The organism is Streptomyces sp. SDT5-1 (genome assembly GCF_052245995.1).
Classification (GTDB): Bacteria; Actinomycetota; Actinomycetes; order Streptomycetales; family Streptomycetaceae; genus Streptomyces.
The window spans coordinates 5,721,446-5,740,923 of sequence record NZ_CM125963.1; the positions used below are offsets into that span (position 1 = coordinate 5,721,446).

20 protein-coding genes and 2 riboswitches are annotated in these 19,478 nt (G+C 70.4%); of the genes, 13 read left to right on the forward strand and 7 right to left on the reverse strand.

The window, feature by feature from the left end; all coding sequences use genetic code 11:
- The first annotated feature begins 145 nt into the window (after positions 1-145).
- The 5 genes from ACTWJ8_RS26475 to ACTWJ8_RS26495 all read left to right on the forward strand — a co-directional run bounded on the left by ACTWJ8_RS26475 (position 146) and on the right by ACTWJ8_RS26495 (position 4,199).
- Entirely contained in the window at positions 146-1,339 is a 1,194-nt protein-coding gene (locus ACTWJ8_RS26475; protein WP_356389224.1) for a L,D-transpeptidase, read from the forward strand.
- Positions 1,340-1,386: 47 nt separating this feature from the next.
- Positions 1,387-2,154, forward strand: a complete 768-nt coding sequence (locus tag ACTWJ8_RS26480; protein ID WP_356389223.1) for an enoyl-CoA hydratase/isomerase family protein — start codon at positions 1,387-1,389, stop codon at positions 2,152-2,154.
- Positions 2,155-2,343: 189 nt separating this feature from the next.
- Entirely contained in the window at positions 2,344-2,952 is a 609-nt protein-coding gene (locus tag ACTWJ8_RS26485; RefSeq protein WP_356389265.1) for an ATP-binding protein, read from the forward strand.
- 73 nt (positions 2,953-3,025) lie between these two features.
- Positions 3,026-3,940 carry a MerR family transcriptional regulator gene (locus ACTWJ8_RS26490; protein ID WP_356389221.1) on the forward strand — a complete coding sequence of 305 codons (915 nt, stop codon included), beginning with the start codon at positions 3,026-3,028 and terminating at the stop codon, positions 3,938-3,940.
- A gap of 46 nt (positions 3,941-3,986) precedes the next feature.
- Positions 3,987-4,199, forward strand: coding sequence for an EF-hand domain-containing protein (locus ACTWJ8_RS26495; RefSeq protein ID WP_356389219.1), 213 nt, complete (start codon positions 3,987-3,989; stop codon positions 4,197-4,199).
- Between the two features lie 49 nt (positions 4,200-4,248).
- Here the strand turns inward: ACTWJ8_RS26495 and leuA are convergent, their stop codons facing one another.
- Positions 4,249-5,943: a 2-isopropylmalate synthase gene (gene leuA, locus ACTWJ8_RS26500; protein WP_443260438.1), complete on the reverse strand. Its 1,695-nt coding sequence runs from the start codon at positions 5,941-5,943 to the stop codon at positions 4,249-4,251.
- A gap of 211 nt (positions 5,944-6,154) precedes the next feature.
- Here leuA and ACTWJ8_RS26505 point away from each other — a divergent pair, with 211 nt between their 5' ends.
- Positions 6,155-6,841 carry a FadR/GntR family transcriptional regulator gene (locus tag ACTWJ8_RS26505; protein ID WP_443260439.1) on the forward strand — a complete coding sequence of 229 codons (687 nt, stop codon included), beginning with the start codon at positions 6,155-6,157 and terminating at the stop codon, positions 6,839-6,841.
- 10 nt (positions 6,842-6,851) lie between these two features.
- Here ACTWJ8_RS26505 and ACTWJ8_RS26510 read toward each other — a convergent pair whose 3' ends face one another.
- Positions 6,852-7,406: a glycoside hydrolase family 25 protein gene (locus ACTWJ8_RS26510; RefSeq protein ID WP_356389213.1), complete on the reverse strand. Its 555-nt coding sequence runs from the start codon at positions 7,404-7,406 to the stop codon at positions 6,852-6,854.
- 202 nt (positions 7,407-7,608) lie between these two features.
- On the opposite strand from ACTWJ8_RS26510, the gene ACTWJ8_RS26515 reads away from it, so the two are divergent.
- Complete coding sequence (locus tag ACTWJ8_RS26515; protein WP_443260440.1) at positions 7,609-8,277, forward strand: endonuclease domain-containing protein; 669 nt, start codon at positions 7,609-7,611, stop codon at positions 8,275-8,277.
- Between the two features lie 22 nt (positions 8,278-8,299).
- Here ACTWJ8_RS26515 and ACTWJ8_RS26520 read toward each other — a convergent pair whose 3' ends face one another.
- Positions 8,300-9,211 carry an SDR family oxidoreductase gene (locus ACTWJ8_RS26520; RefSeq protein WP_443260441.1) on the reverse strand — a complete coding sequence of 304 codons (912 nt, stop codon included), beginning with the start codon at positions 9,209-9,211 and terminating at the stop codon, positions 8,300-8,302.
- A gap of 144 nt (positions 9,212-9,355) precedes the next feature.
- Between ACTWJ8_RS26520 and ACTWJ8_RS26525 the strand changes: the two genes are divergently transcribed.
- Entirely contained in the window at positions 9,356-9,700 is a 345-nt protein-coding gene (locus tag ACTWJ8_RS26525; protein ID WP_443260442.1) for a DoxX family protein, read from the forward strand.
- A 96-nt stretch (positions 9,701-9,796) separates the two neighbouring features.
- Complete coding sequence (locus ACTWJ8_RS26530; RefSeq protein WP_443264997.1) at positions 9,797-10,825, forward strand: L,D-transpeptidase; 1,029 nt, start codon at positions 9,797-9,799, stop codon at positions 10,823-10,825.
- A gap of 4 nt (positions 10,826-10,829) precedes the next feature.
- Here ACTWJ8_RS26530 and ACTWJ8_RS26535 read toward each other — a convergent pair whose 3' ends face one another.
- From ACTWJ8_RS26535 to gcvT, 4 genes are all read right to left on the reverse strand, one after another.
- Positions 10,830-12,200: an L-serine ammonia-lyase gene (locus tag ACTWJ8_RS26535; RefSeq protein WP_443260443.1), complete on the reverse strand. Its 1,371-nt coding sequence runs from the start codon at positions 12,198-12,200 to the stop codon at positions 10,830-10,832.
- A 165-nt stretch (positions 12,201-12,365) separates the two neighbouring features.
- Positions 12,366-13,628, reverse strand: a complete 1,263-nt coding sequence (gene glyA, locus ACTWJ8_RS26540) for a serine hydroxymethyltransferase (RefSeq protein ID WP_443260444.1) — start codon at positions 13,626-13,628, stop codon at positions 12,366-12,368.
- A gap of 8 nt (positions 13,629-13,636) precedes the next feature.
- Positions 13,637-14,014, reverse strand: a complete 378-nt coding sequence (gene gcvH / locus ACTWJ8_RS26545) for a glycine cleavage system protein GcvH (protein ID WP_356389199.1) — start codon at positions 14,012-14,014, stop codon at positions 13,637-13,639.
- A 65-nt stretch (positions 14,015-14,079) separates the two neighbouring features.
- On the reverse strand, positions 14,080-15,195 hold the full coding sequence (gene gcvT, locus ACTWJ8_RS26550; protein ID WP_443260446.1) for a glycine cleavage system aminomethyltransferase GcvT: 1,116 nt from the start codon (positions 15,193-15,195) through the stop codon (positions 14,080-14,082).
- Between the two features lie 56 nt (positions 15,196-15,251).
- Positions 15,252-15,352: riboswitch (glycine riboswitch) on the reverse strand.
- A riboswitch (glycine riboswitch) is annotated at positions 15,353-15,452 on the reverse strand. It abuts the riboswitch before it with no gap.
- A 129-nt stretch (positions 15,453-15,581) separates the two neighbouring features.
- On the opposite strand from gcvT, the gene ACTWJ8_RS26555 reads away from it, so the two are divergent.
- The 4 genes from ACTWJ8_RS26555 to ACTWJ8_RS26570 all read left to right on the forward strand — a co-directional run bounded on the left by ACTWJ8_RS26555 (position 15,582) and on the right by ACTWJ8_RS26570 (position 19,382).
- A complete protein-coding gene (locus ACTWJ8_RS26555; RefSeq protein ID WP_443260447.1) occupies positions 15,582-16,238 on the forward strand; it encodes an AAA family ATPase in 657 nt (218 codons plus the stop codon).
- A gap of 114 nt (positions 16,239-16,352) precedes the next feature.
- The gene (locus ACTWJ8_RS26560) at positions 16,353-17,177 is read left to right on the forward strand and encodes an enhanced serine sensitivity protein SseB (RefSeq protein ID WP_356389195.1); all 825 of its coding nucleotides are present in this window, start codon (positions 16,353-16,355) and stop codon (positions 17,175-17,177) included.
- Positions 17,178-17,303: 126 nt separating this feature from the next.
- Positions 17,304-18,077 (forward strand): enhanced serine sensitivity protein SseB C-terminal domain-containing protein, encoded by a 774-nt coding sequence (locus tag ACTWJ8_RS26565; RefSeq protein WP_356389193.1) that lies wholly within the window; start codon positions 17,304-17,306, stop codon positions 18,075-18,077.
- A gap of 300 nt (positions 18,078-18,377) precedes the next feature.
- Positions 18,378-19,382, forward strand: a complete 1,005-nt coding sequence (locus tag ACTWJ8_RS26570) for an ABC transporter permease (RefSeq protein WP_356389191.1) — start codon at positions 18,378-18,380, stop codon at positions 19,380-19,382.
- Positions 19,383-19,478 lie beyond the last annotated feature (96 nt).

A 19,478-nucleotide genomic window follows, 5' to 3' on the forward strand; every position in this document is an offset into this window, starting at 1 on the left:
TCACGCGTCCTCCCCGTTGTTGGGACTGAACGGTGACATCCCTGGGGATCCGTTTCCCCAGGTCGTGTGGTTATCTTTCGCAGTGCGCGCGTGTTGGCGCGGTAGTGCGGGCCTTGGGGCAAGGCCGTGCGAGGGGAGAAACATCTTGAACGGGCGACGACCGATATCGGCGGCTCTGCTGGGGGCGGCGGTCTTCCTTGTCACCGCGTGCGGTGGCGGCGGCTCGGGTTCGGGCCACGACGGCAAGGGCGCGGAGAAGGCGGGTGCGGCGCAGAAGGCGTCGCAGGCCGTGGTGAAGGTGGCGCCGAAGGACGGCGCCGACGACGTGGCGACCAGCGGGGAACTGGAGGTCACGGCGGACAAGGGGAAGCTGACCGAGGTCAAGGTCGCCGACACCAAGGGCAACGAGGTGCCGGGCTCGATCACCGGCGGCGGCGCGAGCTGGAAGCCGGCCCACCACCTCGCCGCGTCCACCGAGTACAAGGTGCACGCGGTCGCCAAGGACACGGCGGGCCGCGAGTCGGCCAAGGACTCCACGTTCACCACGCTCACCCCGAAGAACACCTTCATCGGCACGTTCACGCCGGAGGACGGCTCGAAGGTCGGCGTCGGCATGCCGTTCTCCGTCCGCTTCTCGCGCGGCATCACGCACCCCGAGGACGTGGAGAAGGCGATCTCGGTCAAGGCGGAGCCCTCCGTCCCGATCGAGGGCCACTGGTTCGGCAACGACCGCCTCGACTTCCGGCCCGAGGAGTACTGGGCCAAGGGCACCAAGGTCACCGTCAGGATGAACCTGGACGGCGTCGAGGGCCGACCCGGCGTGTACGGCAAGCAGGTCAGGACCGTGAAGTTCACCGTCGGCCGCAGCCAGATCTCCACGGTCGACGCGAAGACGCACATGATGACCGTCAAGCGCGACGGCAAGACCATCAAGAAGATCCCGATCACCACGGGCAAGCCGGGCTACGAGACGTGGAACGGCAAGATGGTCATCAGCGAGCGGCTGCGCGTGACCCGCATGAACGGTGAGACGGTCGGCTACGGCGGCGAGTACGACATCAAGGACGTCCCGCACGCCCAGCGCCTGACCGACTCCGGCACGTTCATCCACGGCAACTACTGGGGCGGCGGCACCTTCGGCAACGTCAACTCCAGCCACGGCTGCGTCGGCCTGCGCGACGTCCGCGGCGGCTACGACAAGAAGATCCCGGCGGCCTGGTTCTTCGACCAGTCGATGACGGGCGACGTGGTCGTGGTCAAGAACTCCCACGACAGGACGGTCGACCCGGCGAACGGCCTGAACGGCTGGAACATGTCCTGGGCCGACTGGAAGAAGTGACCAAGCGCACCGCCCCTCTTCCGGTGAACGCCCGCTAACCTGCGGGCATGACCGTTCACCTCGAAGTAGCCGAAGGCGTCGGGACCATCCGCCTGGACCGGCCCCCGATGAACGCCCTGGACATCGCCACCCAGGACCGCATCAAGGAGCTTGCGGAGGAGGCCACGGCCCGCGACGACGTGCGGGCCGTGGTCGTCCGCGGCAGCGAGAAGGTGTTCGCGGCCGGCGCGGACATCAAGGAGATGCGGGACATGGACCACGCGGCCATGGTCGTCCGCTCCCGCGGCCTCCAGGACGCGTTCACGGCGGTCGCCCGCATCCCCAAGCCGGTCGTCGCGGCCGTCACCGGCTACGCGCTGGGCGGCGGCTGCGAGCTGGCGCTGTGCGCCGACTTCCGGATCGCCGCGGACAACGCCAAGCTCGGGCAGCCGGAGATCCTGCTCGGCCTGATCCCCGGCGCGGGCGGCACCCAGCGCCTGTCCCGGCTCGTCGGCCCCTCCAAGGCCAAGGACCTGATCTTCACGGGCCGCCAGGTGCGGGCCGAGGAGGCGCTCACCATCGGCCTGGTCGACCGGGTGGTGCCCGCGGCCGAGGTCTTCGACGCCGCGAACGCCTGGGCGGGGCAGCTCGCCAAGGGGCCCGCGATCGCGCTGCGGGCGGCGAAGGAGTCGATCGACGCGGGTCTCGAGACGGACCTCGACACCGGTCTGGCCATCGAACGCAACTGGTTCGCAGGGCTGTTCGCCACCGAGGACCGGGAGACCGGGATGCGCAGCTTCGTGGAGGACGGGCCGGGCAAGGCGAAGTTCGCCTGACGGCCCCTCGGGGCGCCTCCGGACGGCCCGTCAAATGCCCTGTGGACAAGCGGAGTTGATCAGTTCGCCCGTTCGGGGAGCATTATCCGAACCTTAAACGAACCTTAAGCGATGTCGGCCGTAAATGATCAATGGCGTCGCGCAGGCGGGGCGTTTACGCAGGTCAGCAGGGCTGCGGAGGGGGTTGTCCTGCCACGGGCATATGCCCAAACGGCCCTCCGGAACGAAGCGTTCCGGGGGGCTTATTCCGTCGGAACGACCCCACGGAACGCTCCGTGGCCCCATCATGGAGGCATGGCGGGGCTTGAGGGTGTGGAACAACCGCGGCGGCACGCGAGTGCGACCGCGGCGCGCTGGTCTCCCGCGGTCGAGGACGAACACGCCCTGAGGGCCCTGGAGTTGTTCGGGAACCCGGCCGAGGCGGAGGTGTCGCTGCCGTCGCGCCCCGAGTCGGCCGCGACCGCGCGACGGCTCGCGCAGGTCGTCGTCCTGCGCCACTGGGGCCTCTCCCCGAAGATGACCGAGGACGCCGTCCTCCTCGTCTCCGAACTCGTCGGCAACGCGGTGCGGCACACCGGCGCCCGCCACTTCGGCCTGCGCATGGTGCGCCGCCGCGGCTGGATCCGCATCGAGGTGCGCGACCCGTCCCGCGGACTGCCCTGCCTGATGCCCGTCCACGAACTCGACATCTCGGGGCGCGGCCTCTTCCTCGTCGACAAGCTCTCCGACCGCTGGGGCGTCGACCTGCTGCCGCGCGGCAAGACCACCTGGTTCGAGATGCGCGTCGCCGACCGCTGACCCGTCTTCCCCCCGCAGGGCCTCGTACGCTGGGCTTGAGTCTCCACCCACTGGAAGGCCCAGACTCCTCGACATGATCGACGACGGTCCCCGGCTGCTCACGATCGGACAGCTGGCCCGCCGCACCGGCCTCACGGTGCGCACCATCCGGTTCTGGTCCGACGAGGGCGTCCTGCACCCCGCGACCCGCAGCGAAGGCGGCTACCGGCTCTACGACGCCGAGTCCGTGGCCCGCCTGGAACTCATCCGCACCCTGCGCGAACTGGGCCTCGGCCTGGACGACGTACGGAAGATCCTCTCCGGCGAGCGGGACATCGCGTCCGTCGCCGCCGCGCACGTGGCGGCGCTCGACGCGCAGATCCAGGTGCTGCGGCTCAACCGGGCCGTCCTGTCGACCGTCGCACAACGGAACTCGACCGCCGAGGAGATGGCCCTCATGAACAAGCTGGCACGACAGTCCGCCGCCGAACGCAAGCGGATCATGGACGACTTCGCCGAGGAGATGCTGCGCGGCCTCGACACCGTCGACCCCGCGGTCCAGGAGCGGATGCGGGGCATGAGCGCGGGACTGCCCGACGACCCGACGCCCGAGCAGGTCGACGCCTGGGTCGAGCTCGCCGAACTGCTCCAGGACCCGGAGTTCCGGGCCGGCATGCGGCGGGCCACCGAGTACAACGCCGCCGACCGCGGCCCCGAGGACGCGGCCGGCGCGTCCATGCTGTTCCTGCGCAAGCTCGTCGCGCTCGCGGGCGACGCGGTGCGCGAGGGCGTCGACCCCGCCTCGCCCGCCGCCGAACCCGTCCTCGCCGAGCTGCTCGGCGACGCGGACCGCGCCACCGTCCTCGACCGGCTGCTCGCCACCATGAACGACAAGGTGGCCCGCTACCGCGAACTCCTCGGCGTCCTCAAGGGCGGCGGCCCCGACCACCCGCACCGCGAGGAGTTCGCCTGGGTACTCGCCGCACTGCGCGCCCGGGTCGCCGAGTAATCTGACCTCCGTCAACACGGCAGTGAGAACAACGAGGGGTGACCCGGTGGCGGACATAGAAGAGGCACGCAAGGCGTTCCAGCGGTTCGACGCGGACGGCGACGGCTTCATCACGGCGGCCGAGTACAAGAGCGCCATGGCACAGATGGGCGACTTCAACGTCACGGACTCCGTGGCCGAGGTCCTCATCGCGGGCCAGGACGCCAACGGGGACAAGAAGCTCTCGTTCGACGAGTTCTGGGCAAACCTGAACAAGTGAGCCCGAACCCGGTGGGGCGTACGCGACACGCGTACGCCCCACCGGTGCGTCAGGCCCCGGCCCTGTTCACGGCCGACAGCACCGCCCGCACCGACGCGGCGAGCACGGACGTGTCACGGCCCGCGCCCCACACCGGCACCCCGTCGACCCGGCAGTGCGCGAACGCCACGGTCTCGGCCTCCCGGCCCGCCGCCACCGCCTGCTGCCCGAAGTCGAGGACGTCCACGTCGCGGCCCACCGCCGCGAGCGCGTCCGCGAACGCCGCCAGCGGCCCGTTGCCCTTGCCCTCCACCTCGCGCACGACCCCGTCGACATCGAGCGCACACGTGAAGCGGTGCACGGCACCTTCCTGCCGCGCCGACCAGCCGTCGGCGAGCACCACAGGCCCCGCGGCATCCAGGTAGACCGTCCGGAACAGGCCGTACAGCTCGTCGGGCGTCGCCTCCCGGCCGCTGTCGTCCGTGGCCTCCTGCACGATCCGCGCGTACTCGGGTCGCAGCGCCGCCGGCAGGTCCACGCCGTACTGCTCCTTCAGCAGATACGCCATCCCGCCCTTCCCCGACTGCGAGTTCACGCGGATCACCGCCTCGTACGTGCGCCCCACGTCGGCCGGGTCGATCGGCAGGTACGGCACGTCCCACGGCTCGTCCGGGTGCGCCGCCCGGTGCGCGAAGCCCTTGGCGATGGCGTCCTGGTGGGTCCCGGAGAACGCGGTGTGCACGAGATCGCCCGCGTACGGGTGGCGCGGGTGCACCGGCAGGCGGTTGCAGAACTCGACCGTCTCGCGCACCCCGTCGATGTCCGAGAAGTCGATCATCGGGTCGACGCCCTGCGCGTACAGGTTCATCGCCAGGGTCACCAGATCGACGTTCCCCGTCCGCTCGCCGTTGCCGAACAGGCAGCCCTCCACCCGCTGTGCGCCCGCAAGGACCGCGAGTTCGGCGCAGGCGACGCCGGTTCCGCGGTCGTTGTGCGGGTGCACGGAGAGGATCACCGCATCGCGGCGGGCCAAGTGGCGGTGCATGTACTCGATCTGGTCCGCGTACACGTTCGGTGTCGCGATCTCGACCGTCGTCGGCAGATTGTGGGTGACCGGACGGTCGGGGCTCGCGTCCCACAACTCCGTCAGGCCGTCGCACAGCTCCAGCGCGAAGTCCGGTTCGGTCAGGTTGAACGTCTCCGGGGCGAACTGGAAACGGATGTGCGCGTCGGGGCGGGCGTCCGCGAGGCGGGCCATGCGCGTGCCGGCCTCGCGCACGGTGCGCAGGATCTCGGCGCGCGTCATGCCGAGGACGACGTCGCGCCAGGTGGGGGAGGTCGCGATGTAGAGGTGCACCACGGCACGTGGCAGCCCTTCGATCGACGCGAAGGTCCGCTCGATCAGCTCCGGCTTGGCCGGGGCGAACACGACGGGCGTGACGTCGTCGGGCAGTGCGGCGGAGGTCGCCAGGTGCCGTACGAAGTCGAAGTCCGTCCGGCTGGCCGACGGATAGCCGACCTCGATCTCCTTGAAGCCCATCCCCACCAGCAGGTCGAAGAAGCGACGCTTGCGGTCGGTGTCCATCGGCTCGGCGAGCGCCTGATTGCCGTCGCGCAGATCGACGGGCACCCACAGCGGCGCCGCGGTCAGCTGCTTCGACGGCCAGCTCCGGTCGGCGAGCGGCGCGGTGGCGACCCGCTCGTGGTACGGGCGGTAGCGGTGGTACGGCATCGGTCCGGGAGTCTGCGGATTCCAGCGGTACATGGTGGCTGAGGCCTTCCTCGGCTCGGTCGTGAGGGGACGACCGGCAGCACGGCACCCCGCGGCGGGGTGCCGGTCGCGTCAGGCCCCGCCGCGGCAGCCGAGAAGAAGGAGTCCGCGGAGCATGGCCGGTACACTAGCCACACCTCAGGTCCTCAGACAAGTACCCCTCAGACAAGTTCCGTTTCGCCCCGAGTTCGATTGGAATGGCCCCGTGTCCACCGGCCCCCTCCGCCCCAGCCCCCTCGTCGAACAGGCGGCGGAACACCTCCGCACGCAGATCGCCGACGGCGTCTGGCCCCTTGGTGCCCGCCTGCCCGGCGAGACCACCCTCGCCAAGGAACTCGGCGTCGGCCGGTCCACCGTCCGCGAGGCCCTGCGCGCGCTCACCGGGCAGGGGATGCTGCGCCCGAAGCAGGGGGCCGGCGTCTTCGTGACGGCGATCCGCCCCGTCGAGGACTGGCCGACCCGCCTGCGCCGCGCGGCCGTAGCCGACGTCTACGAGGTCCGTACGCTCCTGGAGATCCAGGCCGCACGCCTCGCCGCCGAGCGCCGCACCGACGAGGACATCGCGGCGATGCGCTCCGCGCTCGACGCGCGCCGGGCGGCGGCGGGCGGCCCCGGCGACGCCTTCGTCGACGCCGACATCGCCCTGCACGCCACGGTGGTGGCGGCCGCCCGCAACCCCGTCCTCACCGACCTCTTCACCGAGTTCACCCCGGCCCTCCGCCAGGCCCTGATCGACCTCCTCGCCCTGGTCGACGTGCAGGCCGCGGAACAGGACCACGGCGACGCGGCCCACGCGACCCTGGTGGAGTCGATCGCGACGGGCGACGCCGAGTCGGCGACACGGGCGGCGCGGGACGAACTCACCGCCATCCAGGGCAAGTTGGCCCCCTGAAGCGAGCCACTCAGTCCCCGCTCGCCCACTCCTTCATGGCGGCCTTGCTACCGAAGTCGGCGACGTTCTTGTCGAGGGGGCTGTCGGTGTACTGGTGGATGGTCCAGTCCGCCTGGATGCGCGGCTTGCCGGCGGACACGTAGTCGGCGATCCAGAGGCCGTCGCCGGCGTAGGACGTCGTGTCCTGAGTGAGCCAGTAGTGCCGATTGCAATAGAGCAGCGTCCTGTGGTTCGGGCGCAGCCGCTTCACCTCGCGGATGAACCTGTCCTTCTCCGCATTGCTCGCGTGGGTGCCCTCACTGGTCGTCTCCCAGTCCACGGCCAGCAGGTCCCCGGCCTTCTCGGGGGCCTTGCTGACGAAGTACTCGGCCTGCGCCGTGATGTTCCCCGGCCACAGGAAGTGGTAGAAGCCCACGACGCATCCGGCGTCGCGGGCCCGCTTCGTCTGGGCGGCGAGGCGCGGATTGACGTACGAACGCCCCTCGGTCGCCTTGACGAAGACGAAGGACAGGCCGTCCGTGTCGAACGTGGACTGGTGCGAACTGACGTCAATGCCACGGATCACGCAGGCCTCCTGGCCGGTGGGGCGACTAGGTCGAGCCTTCATCTTTCCCGGTCGGGGCGCGGGTGGAACTCCGATGGAGTAACCAGATTCACGCTCGACCGTTAATGCGACTATGAAACAAGTGGCCGTATGTCGGGCGCAGGGGGACGGGTGGGCATGTGCCCGGTCTTCGGATCAGTTCAGGCTCACGCGAGGGCTGTGCATGGGGCACTACCGGCAGACGCAGAAGGGGAAGCCGTTCACCGAGCTCGGACCGGGGCGGTCCCTGGCACTCGATCGCCGGGGCTGCTTGTTCGACGGCTGTGACAGGGCTCTGGTCGCCAGAGGGCTCTGCAACGGGCATTATCAGCAGGACATTGCGGGAAAGCCGTTGGCGCCGCTGCGCCGGAGAAGATCCACGGGGTCACTCGAGGCCGCGCTCGCACAAGGTTTGACCGATTGCCTGGCGTGCGGCGAGATCAAGCCTGTGGAAGATTTTTCCACCGACCAGGTTTCGGGCTATCCGCGGGCGTACTGCAAGGTATGCAATGCCGAGCGTGTCCGGTTGAGCCACTACAACATCGATCGTGACTTCCTGGACCGACTCTGGGGATATCAGAAAGAGCGTTGTGCGATTTGTGAGTCGGCGGATGTGGGGAGCAGGCGCGCTTTGCACATCGATCACGACCATGCGTGCTGCAAGGGACGGCGTAGTTGTGGCATGTGCGTACGAGGCCTCGTCTGCTCGAGCTGCAACGCCTACGGGCTTGCCTGGTACGAAGCGTTGCCACTCCACCTGCGGACCTACGACGTGCTGAACACGTACCTGTCCTGCCCGCCGGCTCGAGAATTCCGCGAGGCTGTGAAAGTCGGCGTGGCCTCGCCCGGTTGAACCCTCTGGGCGGGAGGGGGAGTCAGCGGCTGTCCGTCATGCCTCCCGTGACCGCGACGACCTCGCCGACCGTGTAGCTGGAGTCCGCGTCGGAGGCCAAGTGGACGTAGGCGGGGGCCAGTTCCTCGGGTTGGGCGGCGCGGCCCATGGGGTCGGACGTGGAGCCGAGGTCTTCGAGGTAGCTGTCGGGGAAGCGCTGTCCGGAGAGGTTGAGGACGGTCCAGGTGGGGCCGGGGGCCACGACGTTGGCGCGGATGCCGCGCTGGGCGAGGTGGCTCGCGATGGACTTGGTGAAGGCGATCTGCGCGCCCTTCGTGGCGGCGTAGTCCATCATCATGTCGCTGCCCTTGAGGCCCTCCTCGGAGGCCGTGGCGATCACCGCGTCGCCGTCGCCGAGGTGCGGGAGCGCCGCCTTGAGGAGGTGGAAGTAGGCGTACATGTTGGTCTTGAAGACCAGGTCGAAGTCCTCGAAGTTCAGGTCGTCGAGGCTGTTCTGGCCGTTGAGCCGTGCGGCGTTGCTGACCAGGACGTTGAGTCCGCCCAGTTCGCGCACCGTGGCCTCGACCGTCTCCCGGCAGACGTCCGCGTCGCACAGGTCGCCGGGCAGCAGCAGGCAGCGCCGGCCCTCCGCCTCGACGGCCTCGCGGGTCTCCTCGGCGTCGGGCTGTTCCACGGGGAGGTACCCGATGGCGACGTCCGCGCCCTCCCGTGCGTAGAGGACGGCGACGGCCCGGCCGATCCCGGAGTCGCCGCCGGTGATCAGGGCGACCTTGCCCTCGAGCTTGCCGGAGCCGCGGTAGCGGGGTGCCAGGTAGTGGGGGCGCTGGCTCATCCGCGACTCCAGGCCGGGCCGCTCCTGCCGCTCGTACGAGTACGGCGGCGTCGGCTGGTCCTCTTCCTGGGCGGGCCGTGTGTTCGACGGGAGACCGGTCACCGTTCTCGCCTCCTTGTCCGGGGAGCGTGTGCCCCTCCCGTGTCTCCCACCAGCACGGAACGAAACGACCGCGCCGCGCTGCCGATGTCACATCCGCGCGGGGCCGGACCGTCGGTGTGGTGAAGGGTTCGGAAGGAGCAGAGCATGTTCAGCGTCTATGTCGTCGTCACCGCCCTCGCCGCCGCCGTCTACGGCTCTGCGGCCGTCGCCAACCTCGCGGGGCACTCGTATCCGAAGGCGCAGGCCGACAAGCTGCGGGTGCCGTACGCGTGGATCCCGTGGCTCGGGACGGCGCTGGGGGCCGGGGCGCTGGGGCTGGTGGCCGGGTTCGTGGTTCCGGCGCTCGGGGTCGCCGCCGGGGCGGGCCTGGTCCTGTACTTCGTCGGGGCGCTCGGCGCGCATCTGCGGGTCGGTGACCGGAGTTACGGTCCGTGGTCGTTCTGTTGCGCACTCGCTGTGGCCGCGCTGGTTCTGAGGGTAATTGTCTAGCTCTGGGCGTTTCGTGAGCCCCGGTTTTGGAATGCGTGGGGTATGGATTGGCGGAACAGTGGCGGCCGTACCGGGGTCGCGATAGCGGCGGTCGTCATGCTGGTGGGCGCGAGCGCCTGCGGCGGCGGTGACGGTGGTGGGCCCAAGGCGGACGGGGATCAGTCCGGGCGGACGAGTGCGAGTGAGAGTCCGAGCGCGGGCGACTCGCCGTCGTCGTCGCCGAGCACGTCCTCGTCGCCGAGCAGGTCGACGTCGAGCAAGGCGTCGCCCAGTACGACGAAGCCCAAGCCGCCGCCGATGCTCCTGGACAGCATCACTCCGCAGTCGGGCGCGACGGTCGGCGTCGCCATGCCGGTCTCCGTGGTGTTCACCAACCCCGTGGCGGCGAAGGCCCGCGCGAACGTCGAGAAGCACCTGAAGGTGAGCGCGTCGCAGCAGGTGAACGGCGCCTGGCACTGGTTCGGCGACCGGCGCGCCGACTGGCGCCCCCAGACGTACTGGCCCCCCGGTACGAAGGTGAAGGTCGACGCCGACATGAAGGGCGTCAGCAACGGCTACGGCCGCGTCGGCACGCACGGCTACACCCACACGTTCACGATCGGCGACGACGTCCGCGCGGACGTCTCCGTACCGGGCCACACCCTGAAGGTCACGAAGAACGGCCGGGCGATACGCACCCTGTCGATCAACGCGGGCAGCGAGAAGTACCCGACGTGGAACGGCACGATGGCCGTGATCGACAAGCAGCGCAAGGTCCACATGACCTCGTGCAGCATCGGGATCACCTGCGACAAGAACGACCCCGACTACTACGACCTGACGCTGCCCTGGGACGTCCACCTCACTCAGTCCGGCACGTACGTCCACTACTCGACCGGCGACCCGAACCCGGGCAGCGGCAGCGCCCGCGGCTCGCACGGCTGCGTCCACCTGTCGTTGTCCGACGCCAAGTGGTTCTACGACCAGGTGAAGCAGGGCGACCCGGTGACGATCACCGGCTCGCCCCGCGCGAAGGCCCCCGCCGACAACGGCTACGCGTCCTTCAACCTCAGCTGGAGCGACTGGCTCGCGGGCAGCGCGTCGGGGGAGGGCACGACCAGCGCCCTCCAGACCACAGGCCGGTAGGGGCTCAGCACTCGATGATGTTGACCGCGAGGCCGCCCCGCGCCGTCTCCTTGTACTTGACCGACATGTCGGCGCCGGTGTCCCGCATCGTCTTGATGACCTTGTCCAGGGACACCTTGTGCGAGCCGTCGCCGCGCAGCGCCATCTTCGCCGCGGTGACGGCCTTGACCGCCGCCATGCCGTTGCGCTCGATGCAGGGGATCTGGACGAGGCCGCCGACGGGGTCGCAGGTGAGGCCGAGGTTGTGCTCCATGCCGATCTCGGCCGCGTTCTCGACCTGCTCCGGGGAGCCGCCGAGGGCCTCGGCGAGCGCGCCCGCCGCCATGGAGCAGGCGGAGCCGACCTCGCCCTGGCAGCCGACCTCGGCGCCGGAGATCGAGGCGTTCTCCTTGAACAGCATGCCGATGGCGCCCGCGGTGAGCAGCAGGCGGACGACGCCGTCCTCGTCGGCGCCCGGCACGAAGTTCACGTAGTAGTGCAGGACGGCGGGGATGATGCCGGCCGCGCCGTTCGTCGGGGCGGTGACGACCCGGCCGCCCGCCGCGTTCTCCTCGTTCACGGCCATCGCGTAGAGGGTGATCCACTCCATGGCGTGGGCCACGGGGTCGCCCTCGGCGCGCAGCTTGCGGGCCGATCCGGCGGCGCGGCGGCGGACCTTGAGGCCGCCGGGCAGGATGCCCTCGTGGGACATGCCGCGGGAGACGCAGGCCTGCATGACGCGCCAGATGTCGAGGAGGCCCTCGCGGATCTCGTCCTCGGTGCGCCAGGCCTTCTCGTTCTCCAGCATCAGCGCCGGGATGGACAGGCCGGTCTCGCGGGTGAGGCGGAGCAGCTCGTCGCCGGTGCGGAAGGGGTACTTGAGGACCGTGTCGTCGGGGACGATCGGGTTCTCGCCCTCCACGGCGTCCTCGTCGACGACGAAGCCGCCGCCCACCGAGTAGTACGTCTTGGAGAGCAGCTCCTCGCCCTCGGCGTCGTACGCCCACAGCGTCATGCCGTTCGCGTGGTACGGCAGGGCCTTGCGGCGGTGCAGGATCAGGTCGTCGTCGAAGGAGAACGCGATCTCGTGGGCGCCGAGCAGGTTCAGGCGGCCCTTCTCCTTGATCGTCTCCACGCGCTCGTCGGCCTTCTCGACGTCGACGGTGCGCGGCGAGTCGCCCTCAAGGCCGAGCAGCACGGCCTTCGGGGTGCCGTGTCCGTGCCCGGTGGCGCCGAGCGATCCGTACAGCTCGGCGCGGACGGAGGCGGTGTGGGCCAGCAGGCCCTCGTTCTTGAGGCGCCGCGCGAACATGCGGGCCGCGCGCATCGGGCCGACCGTGTGCGAGCTGGACGGGCCGATGCCGATCGAGAACAGGTCGAAGACCGAGATGGCCACGGTGGGACTCCAAAGATGGTGGTAGACGCCGTTGTCTGCCGGACGTGCGGGAGTGCGGTGCGGTGGAAGCGGGCGGGGCACCGCGCTCACTGTTCTCCTGGTGGTTCCAGTGTGCGGGTGCCCCGTCCGGACGTACCTACGAAAGGGTACGTAATCCGGGCCGAATTACTTCAGGCCGGGGTACAGCGGGTGCTTCTCGGCCAGAGCGGTCACGCGGGCCTTGAGCGCCTCGGCGTCGTACGTCGGCTGGAGGGCGAGCGCGATGACGTCGGCGACCTCGCGGAAGTCCTCAGCCCGGAAGCCGCGGGTGGCGAGGGCCGGGGTGCCGATCCGGAGGCCGGAGGTGACCATCGGCGGGCGCGGGTCGTTCGGGACGGCGTTGCGGTTGACCGTGATGCCGACCTCGTGGAGGCGGTCCTCGGCCTGCTGGCCGTCGAGCTCCGACTCGCGCAGGTCGACGAGGACCAGGTGCACGTCGGTGCCGCCGGACAGCACGTTGACGCCCGCCGCGCGGGACTCCGGGGTCGTCAGACGCTCGGCGAGGATCTGGGCGCCCTCGATCGTGCGCTGCTGGCGCTCCTTGAAGTCCTCCGAGGCCGCGACCTTGAAGGAGACGGCCTTGGCCGCGATCACGTGCTCGAGCGGACCGCCCTGGAAGCCCGGGAAGACGGCCGAGTTCAGCTTCTTCGCGAAGTCCTTGTTGCGGGCGAGGATGATGCCGCCGCGCGGACCGCCGAGCGTCTTGTGCGTCGTGGACGTGACGACGTCGGCGTAGGGGACCGGGTTCGGGTGCAGGCCCGCGGCCACGAGGCCCGCGAAGTGCGCCATGTCGACCCACAGGTACGCCTCGACCTCGTCGGCGATGCGACGGAACTCGGCGAAGTCCAGCTGGCGCGGGTACGCGGACCAGCCGGCGATGATCACCTTCGGGCGGTGCTCCTTGGCGAGCCGCTCGACCTCGGCCATGTCGACCAGGCCGGCGTCGTCCACGTGGTACGGGACCACGTTGAACTGCTTGCCGGAGAAGTTCAGGCGCATGCCGTGCGTGAGGTGGCCGCCGTGCGCCAGGTCCAGGCCGAGGATGGTGTCGCCCGGCTTGGCGATGGCGAAGAGCGCGGCCTGGTTCGCGGAGGCGCCGGAGTGCGGCTGCACGTTCGCGTACTCGGCACCGAAGAGCGCCTTCACGCGGTCGATGGCGATCTGCTCGGTGACGTCGACGTGCTCGCAGCCGCCGTAGTAGCGGCGGCCGGGGTAGCCCTCCGCGTACTTGTTGGTGAGGACCGAGCCCTGGGCCTCCATGACGGCGGCCGGGGCGAAGTTCTCCGACGCGATCATCTCGAGCGTCGACTGCTGGCGCTTCAGCTCGGCGTCGACCGCGACGGCGACCTCGGGGTCGAGCTCGTGCAGGGATTCGTTCAGTACGGACATCGGTGGGGTCAGCTCCCGGAGAACTCGGTGTACTCGTCGGCGGAGAGCAGGTCCTTGGGCTCGTCGCTGAGCCGGACCTTGAACAGCCAGCCGCCCTCGAACGGAGCGGAGTTCACGAGCGCCGGGTCGTCGACGACGTCCTGGTTGGTCTCGGTGACCTCGCCGGTGACGGGGGAGTACAGGTCGGAGACGGACTTGGTGGACTCCAGCTCACCGCAGGTCTCGCCCGCCGTGATGGAGTCGCCGACCTCGGGAAGCTGGACGAACACGATGTCGCCGAGCGCGTTGGCCGCGTGCTCGGTGATGCCGACCGTCGCCACGCCGTCCTCGACGGCCGACAGCCACTCGTGCTCCTTGCTGTAACGCAGCTGCTGGGGGTTGCTCATGATGCGAATTCTCCTGTACGCGGGAAGGTGCTGGTGACAGAGGGGGAGACCCGGGCGGGCGCGGGCTACTTCTGACGCTTGTAGAAGGGCAGGGCCACGACCTCGTACGCCTCGTGCGTGCCGCGGATGTCGACACCGACACCGGCCGTGCCCGGCTCGGCGTGCGCCGCGTCCACGTACGCCATCGCGATCGGCTTGCCGAGCGTCGGGGAGGGGGCGCCGGAGGTGACCTCGCCGATCACCTGTCCGTCCGCGACGACCGACATTCCGGCGCGCGGCACGCGGCGGCCCTCGGCGATCAGGCCGACGAGCTTGCGGGGCGGGTTGGCCTCGGCCTTCGCGGCGGCCTCCTTGAGGGCGTCGTGGCCCACGAAGTCGTCGCCGTGCGAGGTCTTCTCGAACTTCACGACGCGGCCGAGCCCGGCGTCGAAGGGCGTGAGGTCCGTCGTCAGCTCGTGCCCGTACAGCGGCATGCCCGCCTCCAGGCGCAGCGTGTCCCGGCAGGACAGGCCGCAGGGGACGAGGCCGTGCGCGGCGCCCGCCTCGGTCAGCGCCTGCCACAGCTTCTCGGCGTCGGCGGGGGAGACGAACAGCTCGAAGCCGTCCTCGCCCGTGTAGCCGGTGCGCGCGATGAGCGCCGGCACGCCGGCGACGGTGCCGGGCAGACCCGCGTAGTACTTGAGGCCGTCCAGGTCGGCGTCCGTGACGGACTTCACGATCGTCGCGGAGTTCGGGCCCTGCACGGCGAGCAGCGCGTACGCGTCGCGGTCGTCGCGGACCTCGGCGTCGAAGCCGGCGGCGCGCTCGGTGAGGGCGTCGAGGACGACCTGCGCGTTGCCCGCGTTCGCGACCACCATGTACTCGGTCTCGCCGAGCCGGTACACGATCAGGTCGTCGAGGATCCCGCCGTCCTCGCGGCAGATCATCGTGTACCGGGCGCGGCCGGGGCCGACGGAGCCGATGTTGCCGACGAGGGCGCGGTTGAGCAGGTCCACGGCCTGGGGCCCGGTCACCGTGATCTCGCCCATGTGGGAGAGGTCGAAGAGCCCTGCCGCCGTGCGCACGGCGTTGTGCTCGTCGCGCTCGCTCGCGTAGCGCAGCGGCATGTCCCAGCCGGCGAAGTCGGTCATCGTGGCGCCCAGCGAGCGGTGCAGGGCGTCCAGTGCGGTGGTGCGGGTCATGGCTGGTGTGCTCCCGGTGGCATGACGGCGATGGCGGAGTCTCGGAACACGAGACGTCCTCCCCATCTGTCATCGGAACCTGAGAGGTTCGCCCCGAGGGGCTTGCACCTTGGGTGGGGGCGCCGTGTCACAAAGGCGCCCCACTTTTCAGATCTGCCTCGCCCGCGCGGTACGGGGCCTGAGAGATTCAAGGGAGGAACTTGCTCCTTCGGCGTCCGGGGACCGATGGGTACCCGGAACTCTCCCGCGCGGATTCAAGCGGCCGGTATGCAGTTGCGCGCACATCATTGCATGCCGGTCGGACAGGGAAACCCCTTGAGGGGCATTACCTTCTCTTTACACTCGAGGGGCAGGGGTGACGTGACCGAACGGGGAGGACGATCACGGTGCACAAGGCAGTGGCGGGGGCATACGCGGTGTCGGCATCGGCGCCGGCGGTCGCCGGGGTGCGGATTCCCGGCCAGCGCTCGGTGCGGGACCTGCGCGGGCGGCGCGGGCACACACCGCGGCGGCTCGCGTTCGCGGCGGGCGACCTGGTCGTGCTCTCGGGGCTGCCCGGCAGCGGCAAGTCGACGCTGATGCGGCGGGCCGTCACGGAGGTCCGCATCGACTCGCAGGACACCAGGGAGCGCTGGGCGGCCCGGATGCCGCGCTTCCTGCCGTACGCGCTGTACCGGCCGCTGGTCCGGATCGCGCACTACGCGGGGCTCAGGCGGGCGATGCGCTCGGGCGCGAGCGTCGTCGTGCACGACTGCGGTACGCAGGCGTGGGTGCGCCGCTGGGTGATCCGCACGGCGCGGCGGCGCGGGGTCGCCGTCCACCTGATGCTGCTCGACGTGCCGGAGGACACGGCCCTTGACGGCCAGCGGGAGCGCGGCCGCGGGGTGTCCCGGTACGCGTTCGCCCGGCACCGCCGCGCGGTCGGCGCGCTCGTCAGCTCGACCGAGCGGGGCGAACTGCCGGCCGGGATGGCGTCGGCGGTGCTGCTCGACCGGGCGGCGACGGAGGCGCTGGGCGGGATCACCTTCGGCGACGGCCGCTGAGGGCGGGGGACGCGCCGCGTACGTTTGTATGCACGGGCTAAGGTCGGGTGCGCGGGCGCGGACGGGTCCGCGCGGGCACAGCAGCGGGCAGAACAGCAGAGGTTGATGGCAGTCATGGAGTTCCCAGGCACCCCCGAGCCGGGTCACGGTCACGCCCAGGGGCACGAGGGCGCGTACGCGCACCCGGCGCAGGGCTGGCCCGCGAACGAGCTGGAGGAGATCCTCGCCGCGGCCCTCGGCCAGGACGCGGGCGGCTCGGCGGCGGGACGGATCGTCGAGGCGCTGGGCCGCAGCCATGTCTGGATCCCGCTGCCCAAGGGCGGTTCGAACGCCAGCCGCGATCTCGACCTGCCGAGCCTGGAGATCGAGGGACAGGCCTACGTCCCGGTGTTCAGCTCCGAGCAGCAGTTCATGGCGGTCACCGGCGGCCGGATGGACTGCACGATCGCCCCGGCCGTGGAGTTCGCCCGCGGGCTTCCGCCGCAGGTCGGCATCGCCGTGAACCCCGACGGCACGGTGGGCGTGCCGCTGCCGCCGCCGGCCGTCGCCGAGCTGGCCCGCAGCGGGCGCACCCCGCTCGACGGGCCCGCGACAGGCGGCCGTGTGGTGCTGTCGGAGCCGGACTGGCAGGTCGACCCGGTGGACTTCCTCGCGGCGGTGCGCGAGGAGTTCGAGGGGATCGGCACGGTGCTGAGCGCGCGGCGCTGCCTGGCGAAGGTGGAGGACACGGAGCCCTCCCTGTTCATCGGCGTGGAGCTGGCGCAGGCGGCCGGTGCGGCGGGGGCCGCGCGGGACCTGCCGCTGGACGCGCTGGGGCGCGCGCTGGGCCGGGTGCCCGTGCCGTGGGCCGTCAACATGGTGTTCCTGGACGTGACGCAGGACCCCGTCGCGGACTGGCTGCGTACACACGTACGGCCGTTCTACGTACGAGAAGGGTGACGGCGTCCGTCAAGTCGGTGTCAGTATCGCCGCTTAAGCTGGTTTCATGACGTGACCGGTCGGCGCTTCGCTTTCCGGCCATGTGTGGAACACGGACGTATTGAAGAGCCGAAGGGGCGGTTACGGGTGAGTGCGTCGGGCACGGCCGCGGCCGGACAGGTCGAGCACATGCTGCGCCAGGTGACTCCCGGGCGCTACGACGCGTACGAGGCGCTCCTCAAGGCCCTCGCCGACCCCGCGGCCGGGCAGGTCTGGATGCTGCTCTGGCACGGCCAGGCCGGATCCCCCGACGCCCAGTACGGGAACATGGAGGTGGACGGCTTTTCGTACGCCCCCTGCGTGACGTCCGCCCAGGAGCTCTCCGCCTCCGGCTGGTCCCGGGCGTACGAGGTGGTGAGCGGCGTCGACGCGGCGCGCACGCTGTACCCGGACCACTACGGGCTCTGGCTGAATCCGCACGCGCCGGGCGGCGGCGTCGGCATCCCGTGGCTGGATCTGCGCCGTATCGCGGGCGGCCTCGACCGCCAGCCCGCCGGGCCCCTGCGCCTGTCGGAACCCACGATCGAGATCCCCCAGTTCTACGCGGTGCTCACGCAGAACGCGCACCGGACGACGGCGGTCCGCTCGCTGCGCCGCGCATGGGTCCAGCCCGCGCTCGGCGCCCCGTACCTCGCCATCGGCCTCGACGTGTACGACACGTCGCCGGCGTCCGTGGACGCCGTCCGCGCGATGATGCAGCAGTCCATCCCCGCGGTCCCCGAGGGCCTCCCGGTCTCCACGGTCGCGATGTCGGACGAGTACGACCCCGTCGCCATGTGGCTCCGCCAGGCCCGCCCCTTCTACGACCGCGACGCGGCCCCCAGCCCGACGGGCTACGGCTACCCGCCCTCGCACGCCTGACCTCGTGTAGCCCGGTATGGGCAGGTTCCTCACCAACTGGTGGGGTCAAGGGCGGAGTTCACCCCTAACGCCCCAACTGCCCACCGTCCGACCCCCGTTCACGGCAGTCCGGATAACGGAACACCCCAGCCAGCATCACGTTTAGGCATCCTTTCGCCGTCAAGTCTGGCAACAGATCGCGCCCAGGTTGAAGACTCCCGCTCCAAGGGGGCTTCGCCTCTGTGTACGACGGACTGAACCAAGCCGCCACAGCGGCAAGTGCGGGCCGGTCACCGCCGGTTGAGAGGGGTCCCTGCCACGATGACGGCACCATTGCACGACACGAGCGCAGAAGCGGAACCGAGCGCACCGGTCGAGCCTGTCAAGGGAGACGGCGGCCGCAAGGTCGAGGGCCGGTCGCTCAAGCAGATCGCCTGGAACCGGCTCAAGCGCGACAAGGTCGCCCTCGGCGGTGGCATCGTTGTCGTCCTCCTCGTCCTGGTCGCGGTGTTCGCCCCGCTCATCGTCAGCCTGCTCGGCCACCCGCCGAACGAGTTCCACCAGGACAAGCTGGACGAGCTGACCAACCTGCCGAAGGGCGCGCTGGGCGGCGTCAGCGCCGATCACCTCTTCGGCGTGGAGCCCAACAAGGGCCGCGACATCTTCAGCCGCATCGTCTACGGCACCCGCGTCTCGATGCTGGTCGCCGTCCTCGCCGCGGTCGTCGCCGTCGTGCTCGGCACCTTCTTCGGCATCATCGCCGGGTACTTCGGCGGCTGGGTGGACGCGATCATCAGCCGCGTGATGGACGTGCTGCTCTCCTTCCCGCAGCTCCTCTTCATCATCTCCCTGGTCTCCGTGCTCCCCAACGACCTGCTCGGACTGACCGGCAGCGGCGTCCGCATCATGATCCTGATCATGGTGATCGGCTTCTTCGGCTGGCCGTACATCGGCCGGATCGTGCGCGGCCAGACGCTCTCGCTGCGCGAGCGGGAGTACGTGGAGGCGGCGCGCAGCCTCGGCGGCGGATCCCGGCACATCCTCTTCCGCGAACTGCTGCCGAACCTGGTGGCGCCCATCACCGTGTACACCACGCTGATGATCCCCACCAACATCCTCACGGAGGCGGCGCTCAGCTTCCTCGGCGCCGGTGTCCGGCCGCCGACCGCCTCGTGGGGCGGCATGCTGCGGGACGCGCTCGGCACCTACGAGCACGACCCGATGTTCATGGTCTTCCCTGGCGTGGCGATCTTCATCACCGTGCTGGCCTTCAACCTCTTCGGGGACGGCCTGCGCGACGCGCTCGACCCCAAGGGCACCCGATAGACACCCAGTTCACTGCCCCTGCCGTCCCGTCAGGAGCACTCCCTGTATGTCCCCCATGGCCCTGCGGCCGCAAGGCCGGGGGCCGCGAATCCCGGA

Coding starts and splice junctions, on each gene's coding strand:
- ACTWJ8_RS26480 (WP_356389223.1), top strand. CDS start 1,387: ATGACCGTTCACCTCGAAGTAGCCGAAGGCGTCGGGACCATCCGCCTG.
- ACTWJ8_RS26490 (WP_356389221.1), top strand. CDS start 3,026: ATGATCGACGACGGTCCCCGGCTGCTCACGATCGGACAGCTGGCCCGC.
- leuA (WP_443260438.1), bottom strand. CDS start 5,943: ATGTACCGCTGGAATCCGCAGACTCCCGGACCGATGCCGTACCACCGC.
- ACTWJ8_RS26515 (WP_443260440.1), top strand. CDS start 7,609: ATGGGGCACTACCGGCAGACGCAGAAGGGGAAGCCGTTCACCGAGCTC.
- ACTWJ8_RS26525 (WP_443260442.1), top strand. CDS start 9,356: ATGTTCAGCGTCTATGTCGTCGTCACCGCCCTCGCCGCCGCCGTCTAC.
- ACTWJ8_RS26530 (WP_443264997.1), top strand. CDS start 9,797: ATGCTGGTGGGCGCGAGCGCCTGCGGCGGCGGTGACGGTGGTGGGCCC.
- glyA (WP_443260444.1), bottom strand. CDS start 13,628: ATGTCCGTACTGAACGAATCCCTGCACGAGCTCGACCCCGAGGTCGCC.
- gcvH (WP_356389199.1), bottom strand. CDS start 14,014: ATGAGCAACCCCCAGCAGCTGCGTTACAGCAAGGAGCACGAGTGGCTG.
- gcvT (WP_443260446.1), bottom strand. CDS start 15,195: ATGACCCGCACCACCGCACTGGACGCCCTGCACCGCTCGCTGGGCGCC.
- ACTWJ8_RS26560 (WP_356389195.1), top strand. CDS start 16,353: ATGGAGTTCCCAGGCACCCCCGAGCCGGGTCACGGTCACGCCCAGGGG.
- ACTWJ8_RS26570 (WP_356389191.1), top strand. CDS start 18,378: ATGACGGCACCATTGCACGACACGAGCGCAGAAGCGGAACCGAGCGCA.